Raw genomic sequence first — 21169 nt, 5'->3', positions numbered from 1 at the left:
TTCCTCCCTGGTGAAATTCGTTCAGCCGGATGTTGCTTTTCCGGATCGCGCAGCGATCAGCGCCGCACAACCGATGAGCCCGCCACCGCAAAGGGTGGTGAGGGCAATGTGTTCCCCAAACAGCGCGAAGCCGCCGAGCGCCACGAGCGGCAGGCGCAGGAAATCGACCGGCGCGACGATCGTGGCGGGTGCGAGCGAAAAGGCGTGAGTCATCATCCCCATGCAGGCAGTTCCGACGACGCCTTGCAGCGCCAGAAGCGTCATCTCCCTCGCCCCCGGCATAACCCAGAACGGTAGAGCGAAAAAAAGCGCGATCGGAACGGTCAAGAGGAGGTTCCAGACGACAAGCGTCGATGTCGAGTCGCCCTTCGACATCGACTTCAGGATCAACTGAATGGTCGACTGGAGCACCGCGCCCGTAAGCCCAAGAAGGATGGCAAAGCTGAAGCCGGCGCCCGAGGGGCCAATGATCAGCATCGCACCCACGAAACCAAGCGCCACCGCACCGATCATCGCCGCGCCGGGCTTTTCGCCCAGCGCCAGCGCGGCGCCGAGCAACAGGAAGATCGGCGAGGTGAAGGCGATGGCCGTCACGTCGGCAAGCGGACCCCAGCTGAAGGCGGCGAAGAAGGCGACCATGGCGAGCAGCTTGAAGCCGGCACGCACCGCATGCTGACGCAAGGGGTGGCTCGACTTGAGCACGGATGGGCGCAGGACAACAAAGGGCAAAAGGATGACCGCACCGAAAAAGGCACGGAAGAAGCCAATGACGAAGGGATGCACGGCACCGTTCAGCACCCGCACGATCACCGCGTCGACTGCCGCCAGAATCGCGGCACCGACCGCGAAGGTGACAGCAATCTTGGCCCCCTGGGGGCTGGCTTCCGGCATGAGATCCTCCTCCCCGGCATCCTCTCGCCGGCTTGTCCAGACAATCCACTTTTCGCTCAAGTTTGTCAAATTAATTTGCGATGTAAAATTCATTCTAGAATTCTCACAATAAATAATTACGTAAATTCAATATATTAATGACATAAACGAGCAAACACAGGTCAATTTGTAACTTTATCAAACTTGACAACTTTGAAAATTCAGCGATTTTCGAAGCACACAGGAGGAGCCCATGAACCCTGAAGAAATCGCCCGCGGCATGAATGGCCTGCTTCAATCCGCCTCCCCCGGGCGCATGGAAGCGCTCTTGCCTTCGCCGATGATCCAGAACCATGCTGCCTTTCTGCATCTGCTTTCAGATGGCGCGCTCGCCTGCGCCTGGTTCGGCGGTACGCTCGAGGGCAAGTCGGATATCTCGATCTTTGCTTCCGTCCTGCCAAAGGACGCTACGCAATGGGGTCCGCCACAGCGCCTGAGCTTTGACCCTGCGCATTCGGAGCAGAACCCGGTGCTCTTCACCGCACCCGACGGCAGGCTGTGGCTCTTCCACACGTCCCAACCCTCCGGCAATCAGGATGAGTGCCGGATCCGGATGGCAGAGATCCGCCGCGATGCATCCGACCCGCTGGCACTGACGACGACCGAGGGCCGCTATCTCGACCTCCCGCGTGGATGCTTCATCCGCGCGCCCCTCGTGGTCCGCGGCGACGGCGCATGGATGCTGCCGATCTTCCGCTGCGTTCAGCGCCCCGGTCAGAAGTGGAACGGAAGCCACGATACCGCGGCCATCGGCATCTCGCTCGACCAAGGGGAAACATGGCAGCTCGAAGAACTGGAGCGTTCCATTGGCTGCGTGCACATGTCGCCGGTATCACTCGGCGATGGCCGCCTTACCGCCCTCTTCCGCCGGCGGCAGGCCGACTGGGTCTATAGGACCGAGAGCCTCGACGAGGGCCGAACCTGGTCCGCGCCCGAGGCAAGCGACGTCCCGAACAACAATTCCTCGATCGCCGCCCTGCGCCTTGCCGATGGTCGGATCGCGATGATCTGCAATCCCGTCAGCGCGGCCGACACCGCCGAGCGGCGCACCTCGCTTTACGACGAAATCGGCGAGAACGACAGCCGCCCCGACGCAGACCCCACGGGCGGCTGCGTTCCAATCTGGGGTGTCCGGCGCGCGCCGGTCGCCCTCTGCCTCTCCGAGGATGGCGGCAAGACCTTTCCCGTCCGGCTGCTGATCGAAGACGGCCCCGGCACGTGCCTTTCCAACGACTCGACCGACGGCCGCAACAAGGAGATGTCCTATCCCTGGCTGCTTGAGGGACCGGACGGGGCCGTGCATCTCGCCTACACCTACCACCGGCGCGCCATCAAATATGTTCGCCTGGCCCCTGGCTGGGACCACGCCGACCAACGGAGACCTTCATGAGCAACATCATCGGCATAACCATGGGCGACCCGTGCGGCGTCGGCCCCGAGATTTCGGTGCGTGCCCTCGCCGACATGTCGCAGCAAGAGCGCGACACGATCCGGATCTACGGCAATCTCGCCACGCTCGAGGCGGCCCGTGCGGCCCTTGGCCTCGAGATTGATCTCACCGCACATGTCGTGGATCTGCCGATCGAGGGCGCGCCGCTTCCCTGGGGACAGTTGAGCCCGGTCGCCGGCGACGCCGCCTTCCGCTTCATCGAAATGGCGGTGCGCGACGCCGAAGCCGGCGTCATCGGCTGCATCGTGACGGCGCCGATCAACAAGGAAGCCCTCAACCTTGCCGGTCATCACTATGACGGCCACACCGGCATGTTGCGCAGCCTCACGGGATCGAAGGCTGCCTACATGCTGCTTGCCTCCGAGCGCCTCAAGGTCATCCACGTTTCGACCCATGTGGCGCTGCAGGAAGCAATCCGGCGCTCGACGACCGAACGGGTTCTCGCCACCATCCGCGCCGGCGACGCCCATCTGAAACGCATCGGCTACGCGGCACCCAAAATCGCAGTCGCCGGCATCAATCCCCATTGCGGCGAGAACGGCCTTTTCGGCACCGAGGATGACGACCAGATCGCGCCGGCCGTCACGGCGGCGCGGGCAGAAGGGATCGATGCCTATGGCCCGATCTCCGCCGACACGGTGTTCCACCGCGCCTATTCCGGCGCCTTCGACCTCGTGGTCGCGCAGTATCACGACCAGGGGCACATCCCGGTGAAACTCGTCGCCTTCGATACCGCCGTGAACGTGTCGGTTGACCTGCCGATCGACCGAACCTCGGTCGATCACGGCACCGCTTTCGACATCGCCGGCCAGGGCATCGCCAACCACGGCAACATGAATTCCGCCATCGCCTATGCCCGCAAGCTCGTCGCGGGTGACGCCAAGCGAGGATGACACGATGACCATCGCTCCCCTTACCCTTCACCAGCCGCGTCGCCTCGCCGTCGGCGCCGGCACGATCGCAGACGTCGGCACCTGGGCGGCCGACGCCGGTTCGGTGCTCGTCATCGCAACGCCGATCACCGCCGGCTTCGTCGATCGCCTGACGCTTTCGGGCCGCGTCACGGTGTTTGACGCCATCCCGGGCGAACCCGATGTCGATACGCTCAACGCCGCGCTCGACGCTGCGCGTCAAAGCAAGCCGGACCTCATCGTCGGCCTTGGCGGCGGATCGGTACTCGACGTCGCCAAGCTGGTTGCCGTGCTTTGGGACTCGGAGCAGACGCTTGCCGATGTCGCCGGGCCAAACCGGGTTCTTGGCCGCAAAACGCGCCTTGCCCAGGTCGCCACGACCGCCGGCACCGGCTCGGAGGCCGGTATCCGCTCGCTGATCACTGATCCCGCCAAGGGGAACAAGATCGCGGTCGAAAGCCCACACATGATCGCTGACTTCGCCGTTCTCGATCCGGAACTCACCTATTCGGTGCCGTCGGCGGTAACCGCGGCCACCGGCGTCGACGCCATGGCCCATTGCGTGGAAGCCTTCACCAATCGGCGCGCCCATCCGATGATCGACGGCTTTGCCCGTATGGGCTTCAAGCTCGCCGGCAAGTATCTCGCGCGCGCAGTCAGGGATGGTGCCGATACCGAGGCACGTGAAGGGATGATGCTTGCCTCCTACTACGGCGGCATCTGCCTTGGCCCGGTCAACACCGCTGCCGGACATGCCATCGCCTATCCGCTCGGCACGAGGCTTCGCCTGCCCCATGGCCTGGCAAATGCCATCATCTTTCCGCACGTGCTCGCCTTCAACCAGCCGGTAGCCGTGAGCAAGACGGCGGAAGTCGCCCAGGCCTTAGGTCTTGGCGAAAATCTGTCCCCCCGGGAACTCCTGGATGCAGCATGCGGCTTCTGCCGCGATCTCGGCATCGAAATGTCGCTTGCCGCCCACGGCGCAAATGCCGACGACTTGCCGCTTTATGCCAGCGAGGCCCATGCCAACCGCCGGCTGATGGACAACAATCCCGTCGATATGAGCGTCGAAGACGTGCTCGCCGTCTACAGGGCAGCCTTCTGACCCACCGGCCACTGCAAAAATCAAACCCCGGCAGCAGCCGGGGTTTTCGCATTCGAGATCACTATTTGGTCGCCTGGAACAGGCGCTCGCGGGACCCGGCGAGGTGGTCTTGCATGAGTTGTCTCGCCTTTGCGGCTTCGCGCGCGGCAATGGCTTCGGCAATCGCCTCGTGCTCCGCGAAGACGCGCGTCAGCCCGGTGGTCTCCCGCTTGACCGAAGCACCGTGAAACCGCATGCCGACGGCGATATGGTCCTTCAGCGCTTCCATCGCCGTGAAGAAATAACTGTTCTGGGCGGCGCGCGCGATCGCGAGATGAAACTGGAAGTCCGCATCCTCCCGGTGCGATTGCCGGTTGGTGGCGTCCCGCATCAGTTCCAGTGCCTGACGGATGGCGGCCAAGGTGGCAGCGTCGTGCCGCTCGGCCGCAGCTGCAGCTGCAGCCGGCTCGACCGTCAGGCGGAACTCGTAGCAGTTCAGAAGATCGGCGACGTTCTCCAACTGCCCGAAGCCAAGCGGCTCACGCATGCCGACAGCGCGAACGAAGCTGCCAGCGCCGCGCCGCGAATAGATGAAACCCTGCTCGCGCAGCCGGCGCAGCGCTTCGCGAATGATCGGGCGGGAAACCTCGAACTCGCTTGCCAGATCGTGCTCAGTCGGCAAGCGCTCGTCCGGCTTGTAGGCGCCGGATTTGATCGCTCGGTGCATGCGCTCAAAGACGAGATCGCCGAGGCTCTTGCGTGCTGTTCCGTTCTCCAGTCCCATCCGTCATCCCATCTTGCGGAGGACAGCCTCCGCGATTTCCTTCAGCGTGTCCGGCACGCCGAATCCGCCGGACTTGGCGATGATGCAACGTCCATCGACCTCAGCCAAGCCCAGGCCCGGCAGGCACTCACCAAGCAGGCGAAAGCGCTGAACGCCCATTTTCTTCAGAACCGCCTCTGCGGTGGCGCCACCGGACAGAAGCAGCGTTCCTGCCGCTTCGACAAGGCCCTGACAAACGCTTTCAGCAAGCGCCTCGGAAACCGCCTCCGGCGTCACCTCCCCTTCGCCCGGCACCGCCTGAACGAGGGTGATCGCGCCGCCAGCGTCGCTTGACCCGACAAGCCGCCCATTCGGCGCCGGCAGGTAGGAAAGAGCAAGGACACTGCGAAGCGCGTCGATCTGGGCAAGGGTAATCGGGTCGCGGGACCCGATAACGAACAAGGCCGGGCCACCCGACATTTCGGCAGCGCTTGCTTCCTCTCCGTCACTCATCCGCTCGGCAAGCGCTTCGGCCAGGCCACGCGCTCCGATCAGCAGATCGGTGCCGCTTCGCTCCGCCTCTTCGAGCAGAGCGCGCATTTCGGCCTCGGTGGATGCATCCGGGATCAAGGCTCTTGCCGCATGCCGGCCGAGCCTCTCGGCAACGGAAATGGGCGCATCCACCCCAAAGCCTTGAACGCGGCCGGATGTCACCACCCGGCCAAAGGCAGGAATGGCCGGCGCCACTAAGGCAGAATGGAAGAACATCGCATCGAGTTCGGCGGCAATGTTGCCTTTCAGACGAGAGTCGATCTTCTTGAAGATCCGCCAACTGGAAGGGAGCGCGCCGAGAGCGGCTGCGGCACGTTGCCTGGCACTTTCGGCGCTCAGTTCGCGCGAGCCGAGATTGATCGAGAGCACGTCCGGACCTGCCCCCAGAGCATCGCCGATCGCTTCGATCGCCAATGCGACTTCGACATGGAAGCCCCTCGCAGCAAACGGCGCCGCGGCATCCAGTGCGCCGGTCAGGTCATCAGCGACAATGGCGAGCATCTGATAGATCCAAACGATTTGTTGTTATCTTTATAACTATTCTTTCGATTGAAATGTCAAACTTTTTTTGTTCTAATATTACAACTCTAGACCATTCTGATCGCAGGCTGTCGTCATGCGACATGGTGCCCGTTGCAGGTCTGCTTCATCCCGCGATGAGCAACAGCCAGCAGGGAACTGAAAGAGTAGAGCGCATCGGGCGCCGGCTGATCTTCGTGGATGATTGTGATCCCCTAGCACGCAGATTTCAGATAGGATAACGGATCGGGACCAGGTTCGGCGGAACCGGAGGCTTGCGGTTCCTGTTATCGGCGCTTGCAAAGTCGCGCGACGACCGTCGGGCCGCGACAAGTGACCTGCGCGCCAACCAATGGGCATGACGAGTTTAAAGTGGGTTCGCAATGACGATGAACACGAAATCCAACGATGCTGCAGCCAATCGCCTCAAGATAGGTTTCGTGCTCGCCCGGTCGTTCACACTCTCGGCCTTCGCTCTCTTCATCGACACGCTTCGGCTGGCGAGCGACGAGCTCGATAAATCGGGCCGCGTGCGTGCCGATTGGCAGGTGCTTGGCAACACCCGCCATCTGATCGCATCCAGTTGCGGGGTACAGGTGGCGCCCACGTCTGACCTCGTCGATCCCGGCCAGTTCGACTACATCGTGATGGTCGGCGGCCTGCTCAAGAACGAGCACCCGATCGACAACGAGACGATCGCTTTCCTGAAGAAGGCAGCCGCGAAGAAAGTGCCGTTGATCGGCCTGTGCACCGGCACCTTCATCCTGGCGGAAGCCGGGCTCATGGCGGGGCACGTCGTTTGCGTCAGCTGGCTCCACTATCAGGCGTTCCGCGAACGCTTCCCGGACTTGAAGGTGCGCTCGGACCGCCTCTTCAATCTCGACCGCACCCGCGGCTCTTGCGCCGGCGGCAGCAGCGCGGCCGACATGGCCGCCCACATCGTGCGCCTCCACATCAGCAGGGAGGCGGAGCGCAATGCGCTGGAAGTCCTGCAGATCGACAAGGCCCGCTCGCATCTTCATGTCCAGCCGAGGAAGCCGCTCGCGATCGAGAGCAACGACCCCCGCCTCAACGCTGCGCTTATCATCATGGAGCAGAATACCGAGAACACGCTCTCGATCCCTGAGCTGGCGGCCTCCGTCGGTCTGTCACGCAGGCAACTCGAGCGCCTGTTCATGGAAAAAGCCAAGATGTCGCCCGCGCACGTCTACAGGAAATTCCGGCTGGAACGCGCCAAGCACCTTCTCGCCCAGACCGATGCCTCGCTCATCGAGATCGCCCTCGAAGTCGGCTTCGAAAGCGCGGGGCATTTCTCCAGGACATTTGCCAAGACCTTCGGCCAGTCGCCGCGCCAAATGCGCGCGACACTGCCGAAGTGAGCCTTGCATTACCACTCGGGGTGCCTGGCCACGATAGCCGATTGGCTAATGACCTCCCCGAACGGACGTAGCCGAATTGCAGGCTCACCTTTTGCCGCAACCGCCTTCAAAATAGCTCGCGATGCGCGCTCGTACACGTCGCATGATCGTGCTGCGAGGGATGAAGTCTATGGGAGTGATGGCGATGGCGGAAACTCGTCTTTTGTCGGAAGAGGCACCGAACGCGAACTCCAATCAGAGCACAGTTGCCGGCGGACATCTCGCACTGGTCCCGACGTGGCTTCCACTCGACATAGCGCCGGCGCAGAACTCCGCCGGAAGCGGCGGCGACGGCACAAGCCTGGGTACGATCGGCAGCAACACGCTGGCAATGTTCACACCGTCGAACGCGGCAATCGCCGGCTCGCACACGGACGCCGATGCGCACCAAGGCAATACCGCACTGATGAATCAGCACGTCACCGAGATGGCGGGCATCGGCGGTGAAGGCGGGAATGGTAATGTTGCCGGCGGCCACGGCGGCGGCAGCGTGGCCGGCGGTGGCGGCGACGGCAGCTTTTTTGGCGGCCTCGTCAGCACCGACACCGCGGTGTTTGCGCCTTTGAACCTGGCTGTCGCGGCCGGTCAGGGTTCGACCTCCACGGCCGGACAAACAAACAATGCCGCCTTCCTTCAAGGCGCCACCCAGATCGGCGGTGTTGGCGGCTCCGGCGGGGATCATAACGTTGCCGGCAATACCGCGCCGGCCCAGCCGCAGGGCGCGACGTTCATTTTCAATGGCGACGCCTACGCGGGCCATGGTGGTGACGGCACTTTCATCGGCAGCATGGTCGACGTGAACGTCGCTGTGTTCTCGCCCATCAACATTGCTGTCGGCGCGGCCGGCGGCGATGCCCACGCCACGCAGTCGAACAACGTGATCTTCGACCAGGGCGGCGTGCAGATCGCCGGCATCGGCGGCAAGGGCGGTGGTTTCAACCTCTCATCGGACACGATCTTCACCGGAAGCGGGGTCGCCGGCGGCGGCGGTGACGGCTATTCGAACGGCAGCGCAGTCGACGTCAACATCGGCTACTTCCACCCGCTCAACATCGCCGTGCCCGCCGGCGGCACCGCCGAGGCGGACCAGCTCAACCACCTGCTCGTCGACCAGCATACACTGCAGATCGGCGGCATCGGGGGAGCGGGCGGCGAAGGCAACATCGCCGAGACCAATGCCGCGCTGATCGACGACGTCCTGCACGGCTGACCCGCCGCATTCCAGATCAAGCCCAACAAGCGGCTCTGGCGCCACGGAGACATGGCGTTCTGCCACCATCACCCACGGCCAATATACTTGAAACCGCGCGCCGCCGGAGCGCTTGACGCCGGCCGAAGCCTGAAGCGCGGGCGGACCCTACCCAAAGGAACGTCCCCGAATGTCCGGCTGGTTCCCCCCGATGATCACGCGCACCATATCTTCGCGCTGTCCCCCGCTGCGGCGGTGTGCTGTGGCATCGAACCGTCCAAGACTACGGGGCAACAAGTAGAGGAGCGACGCTATGCCTATCTCGCAACTAACCACCGACACGATCAACTTCACCAATCCCGTCGCGGGCGACGCGAGCGCCGGCAACGGCGGCGACGGCACCAACAACGGCGATATCAACTACACCCCAGTTGTCACGGTTGCCCCGACGCAGACCGTCGTCGGCTCAGTCCCCACCGTCGACAACGGCGATGACGTCGGCCAGGCTGCGGCCTGGGGCACCGGCAGCGCTGATGGCGGTGGCTTCATCCAGGTACCGATCGCCGTCCTTGCTTCGCTTACCAACAGCGGTGCAGGCGGCGCAGGCGGCAATCCGACCTCGAGTGGCGACCAGAGCAACACCAGCGGCGGCAACACGGCAACGGTAGGTGCTAACACCACCGCTACGCAAACCACGACCCTGCTCGCCGACCAAGGTGCGACGATCATCTCGGGCATGGGCGGGGCTGGCGGCAGCGGCGCAACGGCGCTCGGTGGCGATATTTCCGCCGCTCTGGTTCATTCGAACCCGATCTCGGAAACCACCACGACGACTACCACCACGGCGGTCTCGAACGTTCTCGACAATTTCGACAACACATTAGGCAACATCAGCGACATCGGTATCTGAGTCGCTCGACAAGGATCGCCGGCCATGGCCGGCGATCCTCCTTTCACCTGTGTCGCGGCGTGCAAGAACGCTACGGGACCTTTGAGTTGCATTTGGCCACGGATCGAGCCCGAGCAAAAGAAGCCTGAAGCAGCCAAGCCGACCGCATCAGCATCGATCATGCCGATCCGATCGAGATCCGATAATGACGACGAATCCGACAGGGGCGCAGCACTCTCCAACCCATCTGGTCCTGGCTCTCAAGGCCTGCACGGGAGCGTTCCTGCTGGTCTTCCTCTATAGCTGCGCCTACAACCTGTTCCTGCTGGCGCCTTCCATCTACCTGTTGCAGATCTACGATCGCGTCCTGTCGAGCCGCAGCGCCGACACGCTGTTGATGCTGACGCTCATCATCGCGGCAGCGGTGTTGGTCGGCTCGATCCTGGATATCGTTCGCCGCGCCGCGCTGTCGCGGATCGGCAGCTGGCTCGATCACCGCTTGCGGCCCGTCGTGCTGACGGCCTGCTTCGAATATGGCGCCCGCACCGAAACGAACCTCGCCAACGATTGCTACCGCGACCTATCGATCCTGCGCCAGTTCCTCGACGCCCCGGCCAGCTCGCTGCTTTTCGACGTTCCCTGGGCGCCGATCTTCCTGCTGCTTCTGTTCCTAGTCCATCCGTTGCTCGGAACCATCGGGCTATTCACCGCGCTCACCTTGCTGCTGCTCGCCATCGCGACGGAATTCGCGACCCGGCAGCCGTTAATGAAAGCGAACCTGGCGCTCTCCCGCAGCCACATGCGTTTCGCGACGGCGTTGCGGTATATCCAGGTCATCCGCGCGATGAACATGCAGAATGGCGCCGCCCAACTCGTCTATCGCGACGCCGAGACCGCACGACAGGCGCAAGACGATGCGATGAAGCGCACCGAAACCATTCTCGGGCTCTCGAAATCGGTGCGCATGCTGGCGCAGATCCTGATGATGGGATCCGCAGCCTGGCTCGTCCTGGAGGAAAGCGGAAACCCCGGCATCATCTTCGTCTCCAGCCTGCTTCTCGGTCGCGGGCTTGCCCCGATCGAGGGCGCGATCGGCGGGTGGCGCGCCGTGGCCTTCGCCTATGCCGCATTCAATCGCATCAACGCGATGTTGATATCGATCGCGTCGCAGGAGAGCGCACGCACGATACCGATGCCCGAAGCGGGCGGGCTCGTGCTCGACCGCGTCGGTTACATGCTTCCTTCGGGCAACCGTCAGATACTGAATGCCGTTACTTTGCGGCTGGCGCCGGGCGATTGTCTTGCGCTGATCGGTCCATCCGGTTCCGGAAAGTCGACGCTTGGCCGCATCATAGCGGGCGTTCAGCCGACGACCTGCGGCAGCGCCCTGCTCGGCGGCGTCGATATTGCCACCCTCCGGCTCGGCGGCGGCATGCGTCATGTCGGCTACCTGCCGCAGGACATCGAACTCTTCGGCGGCGCGGTGAAGGACGTCGTCGGCCGGCTCGACGGAACCGACGTCGGCAAGGTCATCGAAGCGGCAAAGCTTGTCGGGCTGCACGATGCGATCATGCAACTGCCTCAGGGCTACGAGACGGATGTCGGCGATGGCGGCGCGACCCTGCTTCGGGCCCAACGCCAGCAGCTGGGACTGGCGCGCGCGGTTTACGGCAATCCCGCCCTCGTCGTCCTCGACGATCCCAATTCCAGTCTGGATTACGACGGCGAACGCCGATTGTTTGCAGCAATCGCCCGCATGCGCGCCATGGGGATGATGATCATCATCATCACGCACCGCATGGGCATTCTCCCGGTGACCAACAAGATCGCGATCATGCGCAATGGCACGATCGAAGCCTTCGGCGACAGCGACTGGGTCTTCGATACCTATCTGCAGCCACCGGCCCGAGCGGGCACGTGAGAAGGGAGGCGCGAGAACGATGGAGCTCATCAAATCCGACCTGACCCGACGCGGCCCTGAAATTGTAGGCTATGCCTGCGACGCCAATGGGATAGCCGGGCCCCAGCCCTCCACAGCGGTCTCCACCCGCCTTCCGGTGACGCTTGCCGAAGCCTCACCGATGTCGCGGCTGCGGCATGTCGCCTGGACGGGAAACCTGCTGATCGGCGTCTTTGTTTTCGGCCTGGGCATCTGGTCGGTTCTCGCACCGCTCAGCAGCGCCGCGATCGCGTCCGGCGTCGTTGAAACCGAGGCGAACCGCAAGACCATCCAGCATCTCGAAGGCGGAATCGTCAGGCGGATCCTTGTGCGCAACGGCGATGCCGTGTCCGCCGGCCAGGTGCTGATCAAGCTCGACGATACGAAGCCGCGTTCGGAACGGGACAGCCTTCGCGGCCAACTTTGGGATGCGGAGGCGCGACAGGCGCGGCTCACCGCTGAGCAGAACGGCTGGGATCAGGTCGCCTTTCCCCCCGATCTCGTGGAGCAAGCCGGCAACTACCGGGTGATCCACGACATTCTCGACGGTCAGCAGAATATATTCGATGCCCGTCGCCAGGTGATGCAGTCCGACATCGTGATCACGCAGCAGAAGATCAAGGAAGTGCTGGAGGAAGTCGCCGGACTGAGCGCCCAGAAGGCGTCCCTGATGGAGAGGAGTGCCATTTCGCGCCAGGAGCTTGAGACGGTTTCGGCGCTCACCGCGAAGGGTCTCGAACGAAAGAGCCGGGTTCTCATCCTGGCGCGGGAAAGGGCCGACATCGGCGGTCAGATCGGCGAAGTCTCCGCGCGCATATCCCGCGCCCACCAGGTTATCAGCGAGTCACAGTCCTATATCGTCAAGCTGCGCAGCGACCGGCTGAATGAAGTCGCGCTCACACTGCGCGATACGGAAAACCAGCTGGCGCAGCTGCGTGAGCGTTTGAACGCCATCGATGATCAATTGGCGAGAACCGAGATCAGAGCGCCCGACGACGGAGTGATCATGGATCTACGTGTCCACACGACAGGCGGCGTCATCGGCGCTGGAGAGCCGTTGGCCGACCTCGTGCCGGACGCCGGCGCACTGGTCGTCGCGGCGCGGGTGAAGCCGGAAGATATCGCCCAGGTCCATGCCGGGCTCGAGGCACAGGTTCATCTCATTCCTTACAACCAGCGGCGGGTACCGCTGCTGAAGGGCACGGTCGCCTATGTGTCCGCCGACCATCTGGTCGACCGGCAAACCGGCCACACCTACTACGCGGCAACAATCCGCGTTACCGATGAGCGGCTAAGCCATATGCCGGGCGTGGAGATGGTACCGGGCATGCCGGTGCGGGCCATGATAGAGACCGGTACGAGCAGCGTGGCGCTTTACGCGCTGCGTCCGTTGCTTGACAGTTTCAACACCGCATTTCGCGAGAACTGAGGCGTGCCGCGCGGAACGCCGTGGGCGTACCACATGGGCTCTGTTATCCGGCCCCGCGATCATATGTGCCAGTCGGTTCCCGGAAGGACAGCTGCGATGGGCAAACGTAAGTTCAATGACGACGAAGTCCTGGAGATCCTCAAGGAGCATCAGTACGGTGCGACCGTAGCCGATGTCTGCCACCGGCATGGCATCAGCCAGCCGACTTTCTATCGCTGGCAATCGCTGCAAAGCAGGGGCCCCAATTTCGATGCGGAGCGCGTAAAGGCGCTCGAACTGGAAAATCAGAAGCTCAAGAGGCTATTGGCCGAAGCCATGCTGACGGCCGCAACGCTCAGCGAGATGCTCGAAAAGACATCACGTTGACGATGCTGCTGCCGTTGGTGGCGACGCCATGACCGTTGCCGGCGGTTCCCCGGTCTGCAAGCAAGGCGACGACCTCGGTGCGGTTCTGCACCTGCAATTTGCGCATGATGTGCTGCAGATGCATTTTCACCGTATGGTCGGAAAGATTGAGCTTTCCAGCGATCACTTTGTTCGAAGAGCCGCATCGCAATTCCGCGAGCACGTCCGCCTCGCGCGGCGTGAAGTCGGCGAGCGCAAACTCGCTTCGATAAGCGCTGATCGGCACCCTTTCGATATGACGAGCGGCAGCCGCGCATTCGGTGAGCGCGGCAAGCGGGTCTGGACAGAAGATGCCGCCGGCAAGGACCAGCCGCAAGCCGGCAAGCGCAAGCTCGATCCGCAAGGACGTCGTGAAGAAGCCGCGAACTCCAAGCTTGAGGACATCGGCAGCGGTCGTCCTGTCGTCCGTGTCCGAGAGCACCGCAACCGGCACGTCCGGAAAGCGCTTGCGGATTTCCGCAAGCTCATCATGCAAGTTGCACCCGCCGTCGTTTCGAGCGCTCAGGTCCAGCACGATTAAACGCACATCGTACCCGAGCGCCTGGTCCAGGCTGTCGGTCGAGACCATATCGATAAAATTCCAACCGGAGAGTTCGTATTCGAGAACGGCAACGATGACGCTGCGCACGAGCGTCTGGTGTTCTATCACAATCCCGGTCGGCGTACGGTCCTTGCGGCACGGCGTTCCTGAACTGATGGACATGCGTCACCCCCAGGATTCGTTCGCGACAAGTTGCGGTGCCTAAAATATTTCCGTTCTGATAGTCTGTCATGAGAAAATCAGAATTAATCCGATCGGGCTGCATCAGCAACAGATTGAAAATACTATATATTTCTCGAAGCGCCGATAAAGCTTGTAACATATATTGAGCAGCGAGCCTGAGAACCTCTCGGAAAGAAGGTAGCAACGCGCAACCCTCAGTCAATATTCACGCGCTTGCGCACGCGGGCCGCGCACAATTGTTTGAGCAAAAGCGCTTTGAGTGTCCGGTCGGCCTGACGATTGTCGATATCTTTAAAAACCGAAGGACTGTTGCGTCGGTTCGGGCGCTTGCCCCAGATGTATGCCTTCCAGCTCCAGCATGCGGGTCTTGGTGGTGGAACCGCCAGGCGCCGAGAACCCACCGATCTTGCCGCCGGCGGCAAGTACCCGGTGACAGGGGATGATCAGGGACACCGGGTTCTTGGCCATCGCCTGACCAACGTCGCGCGCGGCTTCCGGGCCTGCGCCCAGTTCCTTTGCCAGCGCGCCATACGTGGTCGTCTGCCCCCAGCGCAGCTGGCGGGTCGCAGCATAGATGCGCTGGAAAAGCTCATCCTGCCCTTCCAGATCGACCGCAAAGCCGGAGAAATCGACCTCCTTGCCATCAAAGTAGCGTTGGACGGCCTCCACTGCCTCCCGGATTTCGGGTGTCGGCTGGGAAGCCTCGGCGGCCGACAGACGCCGCAACAGCAGCCGCTGGGTTGCCTCTGCCGCCCGGGTCGGCAGTTGGAATCGCGTGATGCCCACATCGTTCCAGGCGATGCCGCAGAAGCCGGCCGCAGTCTCGAAGATGAAATAGCGATGTCCTGCCTGCCCCATCCGTATAGCCTCCCTGTGTCTCTACTATCAAAATCGTGCCGGAGGGCGACGAATTCAACCCGTTTCCTGCCTCGGTGGCCGCCGCTTACGGGCTGCTCGACATCAAGCGCAGGTCGAAAGCGCAGCCATTTGCGAAAGCTTTACGGTTGTCGGGCAAGGTTCCGCACCAACATCAGGAGACGACGGCGGACATCCTGCATACCCCGACGATCATGCTCAGTTCGTTCGCGACGCTGGTGGTCTTCGCCGTTTTCTTCGGCCTTGCCTGGCGACAGGAGCGCAAGAGCCTCGAACTGCTTCTGTGGTCCTCGGCCTTCTCCATCGGCGCGGTCGGCTTCGTCCTGCTGACGCTGCGCGGTGATGGCTACAACTTTGTCACCATTTCGCTCGGTAATGCGCTTGCGGTACTGGCGCTCGCGATGATCTGGCTCGGCCTGCGCGCTTTCGTCCGCCGGGCCTGCCACCGGCGGCACTCCAGCGGCGGCGCTGTTTTCGCTGAAATCCTCAAGGGGCGGCTCAGCGCCGAGATCGCCGAACCTCTCCTGATTTTCCGCGTCGTGCGTGCCGCACCATGAAGACGGGACCGGCCGCATCGGTTTGACACTGTTTACACAGCAGAAAAATAGGGATATTTGTTATCCTTAATATGCACCTTGGCATCCGCCGGACGAAGACATGATCCTCAAAAGCCAAGTCGAATGGGCGTTGCACTGTTGTGCCATTCTCGCCGGCCTGCCTGAAGGCCGCTACCTCTCAACCAAGGCGCTGGCGGAATTTCACGGGCTGCCCAAGGAGTATCTGTCGAAGGCGCTGCAGAGCCTTTCGCAGGCCGGTCTCGTCCACACGACCCTCGGTCCATCGGGCGGATACCGGCTGGCAAAAGCGCCGGCCGAGCTGACCTTTCTCGAAATCGTCGAGGCGGTCGAAGGCAGATCGAGAACCTTCGTCTGCACCAATATCAGGGCCAACAATCCCTGTCGCGCACCCGGCTACTGCGAAGAGACGCCGTGCGCGGTGGCGCGCATCATGTGGGAGGCCGACGAAGCCTGGCGCGACAAGCTGCGCAGCGTGCGCCTATCCGACCTGATCGAGATCCTCTCGCAGGAAATTCCCTCGGATCTCTTGAAACGGAGTTTCGCGTGGGTTCTAGAGCGCGCCGGCTGAGCGAAAACCGGCGTCTGTGCCGGCAGGCGGCACGTAGAAATAGGCCTGAGGCGGCGGCGCAAGCGAGAGACCCTCTAGACGGCATTGTTCATGAACGCGGTCGATCACCTCGTTGCGTGCCGGCGTCCGCTCAGCCGGGTTCTTGACGCGAAACTGCAGTTCGACCTCGACGGCCACGGCGTCGATCGCCTTGAGGGCGACGACCGGCGGCGGCTCGCGCACGATCAGGCCGCACCCTTGCAGAGCTCTCTGCATCGTTTCTTCGATCCGGCGTGGCGGATGATCCGCGGCAAGACGGATCGACAAAGCGATCTGATGGGTCTCGTCCGGACGGCTGAGATTGGTGAGCCCGACCTTGGCGAGCGCGCTGTTCGGCAGCACGACGACATTGTGCGCTCCGGTGAGCAGAAACGTGGAACGCCAGTTGTTCTCGATGACACGGCCTTCGGTGCCGTCGCCAAGCACTATCCAGTCGCCGATGGCAAAGGGCCGCCCCAGCGTCAGCGCGATACCCGAGAACACGTCGCCGAGCGTATTTTGAAGCGCGAGACCGAAGATGATGGCAACCACCCCGGAGGTCGCAACCAGCGTGCCGATCGGCGCCCGGAAGACGAAGCCCAGTATCGACAGTGCCACGCCGAGATAGACAATGGCGACGATGAGGTCCTGCAGCAGGCGGGCCTCCTGCGGCCGCCTTTCAAGGACGATGTAGAGACGCACGAAGCCGATAAGCGACCAGGCGAGGTGCGTCCACCACAGCACCCGTGCCGACGTCGCCAGAAAGGCGAGCGCTCCCTGAAGATGCTGATCGTCGCTCCGATGCGGCATGATGCCGGAAAGGAGGAGAACCGCCGTCATCACGCAGAAGAAGAGGATCTGGACAATCAGCCTGGCGAGCGGGCGACGGCGCCCCTGCACATGCCAGACAACGATGCCGGTGATGCCAAGAAGATTGATCAGCACGAGCGGCAACGGTAATTGGTCGGCGAACATCTTGGGCTCCAACGATTGCAGACAAATTGCAGGACCGGGCGCTTGTGCGGCCGGTCCTGCAGGGATCACTTCATCGGATAGGTCAGTTCCTTTTCGGCGGTATCGACGACGAAGACCGCGAGCAGCTTGGCGGGCTCTGTCTCGCTGCCGTTGGCGCTGACGCCGTGACGGTCGCCGGGCATTTCCGAAAAGTTCTCGCCGGCCTTGTAGACCTTGACCGGTCCATCGTTGACCTGGCTTCGGATCGAGCCTTCCAGCACCGTCGCATAGATGAAGGCGGTGCTCGGATGGGTGTGCGCCTCCGAAGAGCCGCCGGGCCCATATTCCACCAGAACGCCCTTGATGCTCTTGCCCGGCGCGTTCGGCAACTCGTGCTCATAGACCAGGGTGACTTTGGCAGCATCGCCCGCAGCGGCCGTGCCGAACAATGCGGTGGCGACCGCAGTGGCGGCGATGAGAGACTTGATCATGTCGGAAGTCCTTTCAGGGGGCTGGAGGTGCGCCGCCGGCGCACCCGTATGTGGTCACTTGCGAGGAGCCGTGGCGAACCATTCTTCGAAGGTGATCCGGCCGAGGCGGGGATTGTTGTCGGAGACCAGCGAGCCGTCTTGCAGCAGCGCGCCGAAGTAGCGAGCCTCCCGATCGGCCTCGACCTTGCGGTTGTCGCCGCTTGCCTTGAGGTAGCGGGCGACGAGATCGCTGAGGCGTGAGCGCTCCGGTCCGGCAATCTCGATCGTGCCGTTGACCGGGGCGGCAAGCGCGACCGCGGCCATGGCATCGGCGACGTCATCGGACGCGATCGGCTGCACATAGGCCGGCGAGAGGTGCACGGTGTCGCCGACAGTCCCGGATTGGGCGATGCCGCCCAAAAACTCCATGAACTGGGTCGAATGCACGATCGTATAGGGGATACCGCCGGCCTTGATCAGTTTTTCCTGGGCGAGCTTGCCGCGGAAATAGCCGCTTTCCTGCAGACGCTCGGTCCCGACGACCGAAAGCGCGATATGGTGTTTGACGCCGGCAGCCTTTTCCGCCGCAAGCAGGTTGCGGCCGGAGGTCTCGAAGAACTCGAGCACCGCCTTGTCCTCGAAGGAGGGCGAGTTGGCGAGGTCGATGACCACCTCGCAACCGGAAAGCGCCTCGGCGAGACCTTCGCCGGTGATGGTGTTGACGCCCGTATTCGGAGAGGCGGCAACCACCTCATGGCCTTGCTTGCGCAGGCGTTCGACCGTCTTGGAGCCGATCAGGCCCGTTCCGCCGATAATGACGATTTTCATGGGATCCTCCAATCGTTGCGGCGGCTGGCCGCGTTGTTCGATCACTCAGGAACAGGGTTTAGTTCAGTCCGGCCTTGTCGAGGCCATAGAGCTTGTCGGCCGAACCGGGCACGGCCTTGAAGGCGACACTGACGCGGTTCCAGGCATTGATGACCATGATGGAGAAGGTGAGATCGGAGATCTCCTTCTCCGAAAGCTGGCCGCGTACACGCTCGTAAAGTTCGTCCGGAATGCCGCCTTCGGGCAGTTTCGTAACCGCCTCGGCCCAGGCAAGCGCTGCGCGTTCGCGCGGGATGAAGAGGTTCGATTCACGCCAGATCGCGACGTGGTAGAGACGCAGTTCGCTCTCGCCGTGAATCTTTGCCTCCTTCACATGCATGTCAACGCAGAAGGCGCAGCCATTGATCTGCGAGGCCCTTATGTTCACGAGGTCGCGGATCTTCTGTTCGATGACGCTGTCCCTCAGGCTGAGGCTGAGGTCGGAGATCTTCTTGAAGAACTCGGGGGAATGCTGTGCGTAGTTCAGGCGCTGTGTCATGGGTTCGCTCCGTAATTAAGGATATTATCTATCCTTATGGATACAAGATATCCGTAATTACTGGACAGTAAAGCGCGATGGTCATACACTCGGCGCATAAGGCTTATGCCGAAACGTTTGAGGGACCGGATGGATATTGTCTCAGCGCTGAGAGCCTTCCTGCGCGTGGCGGAGACGGGCTCGTTTTCCGCCGCCGCACTCGATCTCAACCTGACGCAGCCGGCGGTCTCGCGGCAGGTATCGGCTCTCGAGGAGCACCTGAACACGCGCCTTCTTCACCGGACGACGAGCGCATTGGCGCTTACCGCCGAGGGCGAGCACATGATCCCGATGGCGCTCCGGGTGGTGGAAGCGGTCGACGCCCTGAACGAAGCCTCGTGTGCCGAGACTGCCTCGGTCTCCGGTCGAGTCCGGCTCACCCTGCCCGCACCCCTCGGCCTTTATGTCAGCGATCGGCTCGCCGGCTTTCTCGAGCGGCATCCCGGCCTGTCGGTCGAGTTGATCTTCCGTGAAGAGTCGTCGGATCTGGTCGGCGAAGGCATTGATCTCGAAGTGCGCCTCGGGCCTGTGACGGACAATAGCCTGATGTGCCGGCGCATCGGCTGGACGACCGCCTTCCTCGTTGCAGCACCCGGCTATTTGGACGGAAGGAGCACACCGAAAACGCCTGACGAGATCGGGGGCCACGAGTGCATCTGCTACAGTCGTGCCGGTGACGGACGCTCCTGGACCTTTTCCGATGGTTCCGACGACATCTTCGTGCGCATTGCAGCGCGTCTCGTCGCCAACAATGCGGTGGCCGTGCACCGTGCGGTGCTTGCGGGAAGCGGCCTGGCGATCCTGTCGCACATCCTCGCCTGCCCCGACATCGAAGCTGGCAGGCTGGTGAACCTGATGCCGGACTTTCCGCCAGCGCGTCTGCCGATCAGCGTCGTCTATCCGTCGCGCCGGAACATGCCGCTGCGTGTGCGAACCGTTCTCGATTTTCTTGTCGAGGCAGTGAAGGAAGATCCGTTGATGGCGTCCGCCTCCTGACAGCGGAACGCCGCTCAGCGTTGACCGATCGTTGCGCGCAGCGGGAGTCCGTTGAACGCCTTGATCTCCTTCAGCACGAAGGTCGTCTGCATTTCCTTGATGCAGGGCAGCCGTCGCACCACTTTCATGGCGAAATCCGAATAGGAATCGAGGTCGGATGAAACGACCTGCAGAAGGAAGTCCGCATCACCGGCTATGCTGTAGCAGGCGACAACGCTGTCGAGCTTCATCACTTCATCGGCGAAAGCATCGGCTTCCGCCTCGGTATGGCTGTCGATCTTCACCCGGATGAAGGCGAGCACTCCCAAGCCGATTTCCTTCCGGTTCAGGACAGCCATATAGCCCTGAATGACGCCATCATCCTCAAGCTGGCGCACGCGCCGCCAGCAGGGCGATGTCGACATGCCCACTTCCTCCGAAAGCGCCTGGTTGCTCAGGCGCCCGTCATTCTGCAGCGCGGTCAAAATCTTCACATCGGCGGGCGTCAAGATTGTAGGCACATCCTACCTCATGCTTTGTCAATGCAGGTAGAAACTACCCCATATTCGTAAATCTCCGCAACATCCGAAAGAACTTACCTCAAGGCCCGGTCTATTCTCCCCGTCGAGAAACAGAGAAGGAATAGACCACCGTGCTTCAGGACATCCGCCTCGCCATTATCGTCAATCCGGAGCTGCCGCCGGGTCATCTCGCCAACACCATCGCGGCGATTTCCATCGGCATCGGCGCGGCCATGCCCGTTCTCGGCAATCAGCACCTTACCGACAGCAATCAAAATACGATCGACATCAGTTCCAACCGACCCATCCCGATCCTGCAGGCCGACAGCAGGACGATCGGCGCGTTGCTCCTGAAGGCGCTGCCGAAAGAGGAAGACCGCATCATCGTGCCGTTTCCGGCTTTTGCGCGCTCTCTGCACAGCTATGCGGACTATGAAACGCAATTCCCCGAGCGTGATCTCTCGGAGGAAACGATCGACGGCATTGGACTGGCCGGTGCCACCAAGTGGGTCAAATCGCTGACGGGATCCCTGAAATTGCTGCGATGAAGCGAAAGTCCCGCAACGGCGCGGGAGGCGTTAGACCCCGCCTCCTTGCCCGGC

Annotated in this window: 23 protein-coding genes; 13 read left to right on the top strand and 10 right to left on the bottom strand. The window is 62.4% G+C overall.

What is annotated here, in order from left to right:
• Positions 1 to 21: 21 nt before the first annotated feature.
• Complete coding sequence (locus ASE60_RS30450) at positions 22 to 891, bottom strand: DMT family transporter (RefSeq protein ID WP_057255329.1); 870 nt, start codon at positions 889 to 891, stop codon at positions 22 to 24.
• Positions 892 to 1123: 232 nt separating this feature from the next.
• Here ASE60_RS30450 and ASE60_RS30445 point away from each other — a divergent pair, with 232 nt between their 5' ends.
• From ASE60_RS30445 to ASE60_RS30435, 3 genes are read left to right on the top strand one after another with little or no spacing between them, the layout of a single operon-like run.
• The gene (locus tag ASE60_RS30445; RefSeq protein ID WP_057255328.1) at positions 1124 to 2320 is read left to right on the top strand and encodes an exo-alpha-sialidase; all 1197 of its coding nucleotides are present in this window, start codon (positions 1124 to 1126) and stop codon (positions 2318 to 2320) included.
• Positions 2317 to 3273, top strand: a complete 957-nt coding sequence (gene pdxA, locus ASE60_RS30440) for a 4-hydroxythreonine-4-phosphate dehydrogenase PdxA (protein WP_057255327.1) — start codon at positions 2317 to 2319, stop codon at positions 3271 to 3273. Before ASE60_RS30445 ends, pdxA begins: the two co-directional genes overlap by 4 nt.
• A 4-nt stretch (positions 3274 to 3277) precedes the next feature.
• A complete protein-coding gene (locus ASE60_RS30435; RefSeq protein ID WP_057255326.1) occupies positions 3278 to 4396 on the top strand; it encodes an iron-containing alcohol dehydrogenase in 1119 nt (372 codons plus the stop codon).
• Positions 4397 to 4457: 61 nt separating this feature from the next.
• Here ASE60_RS30435 and ASE60_RS30430 read toward each other — a convergent pair whose 3' ends face one another.
• Positions 4458 to 5159 carry an FCD domain-containing protein gene (locus ASE60_RS30430; protein ID WP_057255325.1) on the bottom strand — a complete coding sequence of 234 codons (702 nt, stop codon included), beginning with the start codon at positions 5157 to 5159 and terminating at the stop codon, positions 4458 to 4460.
• A 3-nt stretch (positions 5160 to 5162) separates the two neighbouring features.
• The gene (locus ASE60_RS30425) at positions 5163 to 6191 is read right to left on the bottom strand and encodes a four-carbon acid sugar kinase family protein (RefSeq protein ID WP_057255324.1); all 1029 of its coding nucleotides are present in this window, start codon (positions 6189 to 6191) and stop codon (positions 5163 to 5165) included.
• Between the two features lie 401 nt (positions 6192 to 6592).
• On the opposite strand from ASE60_RS30425, the gene ASE60_RS30420 reads away from it, so the two are divergent.
• From ASE60_RS30420 to ASE60_RS30395, 6 genes are all read left to right on the top strand, one after another.
• Positions 6593 to 7588, top strand: coding sequence for a GlxA family transcriptional regulator (locus ASE60_RS30420; RefSeq protein WP_112996463.1), 996 nt, complete (start codon positions 6593 to 6595; stop codon positions 7586 to 7588).
• A 184-nt stretch (positions 7589 to 7772) separates the two neighbouring features.
• Positions 7773 to 8837, top strand: coding sequence for a hypothetical protein (locus ASE60_RS30415; RefSeq protein ID WP_057255545.1), 1065 nt, complete (start codon positions 7773 to 7775; stop codon positions 8835 to 8837).
• Between the two features lie 292 nt (positions 8838 to 9129).
• On the top strand, positions 9130 to 9726 hold the full coding sequence (locus tag ASE60_RS30410; protein ID WP_057255323.1) for a hypothetical protein: 597 nt from the start codon (positions 9130 to 9132) through the stop codon (positions 9724 to 9726).
• A gap of 184 nt (positions 9727 to 9910) precedes the next feature.
• Complete coding sequence (locus ASE60_RS30405; protein ID WP_057255322.1) at positions 9911 to 11626, top strand: type I secretion system permease/ATPase; 1716 nt, start codon at positions 9911 to 9913, stop codon at positions 11624 to 11626.
• Between the two features lie 19 nt (positions 11627 to 11645).
• Complete coding sequence (locus tag ASE60_RS30400) at positions 11646 to 13073, top strand: HlyD family type I secretion periplasmic adaptor subunit (protein WP_057255321.1); 1428 nt, start codon at positions 11646 to 11648, stop codon at positions 13071 to 13073.
• 96 nt (positions 13074 to 13169) lie between these two features.
• Positions 13170 to 13439 (top strand): transposase, encoded by a 270-nt coding sequence (locus tag ASE60_RS30395; protein ID WP_057255320.1) that lies wholly within the window; start codon positions 13170 to 13172, stop codon positions 13437 to 13439.
• Here the strand turns inward: ASE60_RS30395 and ASE60_RS30390 are convergent.
• Entirely contained in the window at positions 13408 to 14181 is a 774-nt protein-coding gene (locus tag ASE60_RS30390; RefSeq protein WP_057255319.1) for a response regulator transcription factor, read from the bottom strand. The two genes, ASE60_RS30395 and ASE60_RS30390, sit on opposite strands and share 32 nt — an antisense overlap.
• A 312-nt stretch (positions 14182 to 14493) precedes the next feature.
• Entirely contained in the window at positions 14494 to 15060 is a 567-nt protein-coding gene (locus ASE60_RS30385; RefSeq protein WP_057255318.1) for a methylated-DNA--[protein]-cysteine S-methyltransferase, read from the bottom strand.
• A gap of 35 nt (positions 15061 to 15095) precedes the next feature.
• On the opposite strand from ASE60_RS30385, the gene ASE60_RS30380 reads away from it, so the two are divergent.
• Together ASE60_RS30380 and ASE60_RS30375 are read left to right on the top strand one after the other, a co-directional pair.
• Positions 15096 to 15635, top strand: a complete 540-nt coding sequence (locus ASE60_RS30380; protein WP_057255317.1) for a hypothetical protein — start codon at positions 15096 to 15098, stop codon at positions 15633 to 15635.
• 100 nt (positions 15636 to 15735) lie between these two features.
• Positions 15736 to 16224: an Rrf2 family transcriptional regulator gene (locus ASE60_RS30375; RefSeq protein WP_057255316.1), complete on the top strand. Its 489-nt coding sequence runs from the start codon at positions 15736 to 15738 to the stop codon at positions 16222 to 16224.
• On the opposite strand, the gene ASE60_RS30370 is transcribed toward ASE60_RS30375, so the two are convergent.
• The 4 genes from ASE60_RS30370 to ASE60_RS30355 form a co-directional block, all read right to left on the bottom strand.
• The gene (locus tag ASE60_RS30370; RefSeq protein WP_057255315.1) at positions 16207 to 17217 is read right to left on the bottom strand and encodes a mechanosensitive ion channel family protein; all 1011 of its coding nucleotides are present in this window, start codon (positions 17215 to 17217) and stop codon (positions 16207 to 16209) included. The genes ASE60_RS30375 and ASE60_RS30370 overlap by 18 nt on opposite strands.
• 65 nt (positions 17218 to 17282) lie before the next feature.
• Positions 17283 to 17687, bottom strand: a complete 405-nt coding sequence (locus ASE60_RS30365) for a cupin domain-containing protein (RefSeq protein ID WP_057255314.1) — start codon at positions 17685 to 17687, stop codon at positions 17283 to 17285.
• Positions 17688 to 17741: 54 nt separating this feature from the next.
• On the bottom strand, positions 17742 to 18494 hold the full coding sequence (locus ASE60_RS30360; RefSeq protein ID WP_057255313.1) for an SDR family oxidoreductase: 753 nt from the start codon (positions 18492 to 18494) through the stop codon (positions 17742 to 17744).
• Between the two features lie 58 nt (positions 18495 to 18552).
• Positions 18553 to 19032, bottom strand: coding sequence for a carboxymuconolactone decarboxylase family protein (locus ASE60_RS30355; RefSeq protein WP_057255312.1), 480 nt, complete (start codon positions 19030 to 19032; stop codon positions 18553 to 18555).
• A gap of 129 nt (positions 19033 to 19161) precedes the next feature.
• On the opposite strand from ASE60_RS30355, the gene ASE60_RS30350 reads away from it, so the two are divergent.
• Entirely contained in the window at positions 19162 to 20067 is a 906-nt protein-coding gene (locus tag ASE60_RS30350) for a LysR family transcriptional regulator (protein WP_057255311.1), read from the top strand.
• A gap of 14 nt (positions 20068 to 20081) precedes the next feature.
• Here ASE60_RS30350 and ASE60_RS30345 read toward each other — a convergent pair whose 3' ends face one another.
• Positions 20082 to 20567 carry an Lrp/AsnC family transcriptional regulator gene (locus ASE60_RS30345; RefSeq protein ID WP_057255310.1) on the bottom strand — a complete coding sequence of 162 codons (486 nt, stop codon included), beginning with the start codon at positions 20565 to 20567 and terminating at the stop codon, positions 20082 to 20084.
• A 131-nt stretch (positions 20568 to 20698) separates the two neighbouring features.
• Here ASE60_RS30345 and ASE60_RS30340 point away from each other — a divergent pair, with 131 nt between their 5' ends.
• Positions 20699 to 21115: a DUF2000 domain-containing protein gene (locus tag ASE60_RS30340; RefSeq protein ID WP_057255309.1), complete on the top strand. Its 417-nt coding sequence runs from the start codon at positions 20699 to 20701 to the stop codon at positions 21113 to 21115.
• Positions 21116 to 21169 lie beyond the last annotated feature (54 nt).

Origin of the sequence: Ensifer sp. Root278, from assembly GCF_001429285.1 — a bacterium.
Classification (GTDB): domain Bacteria; phylum Pseudomonadota; class Alphaproteobacteria; order Rhizobiales; family Rhizobiaceae; genus Ensifer.
The sequence above is the reverse complement of the archived record's forward strand: the minus strand, read 5'-3'. Positions and strand labels throughout refer to the sequence as shown.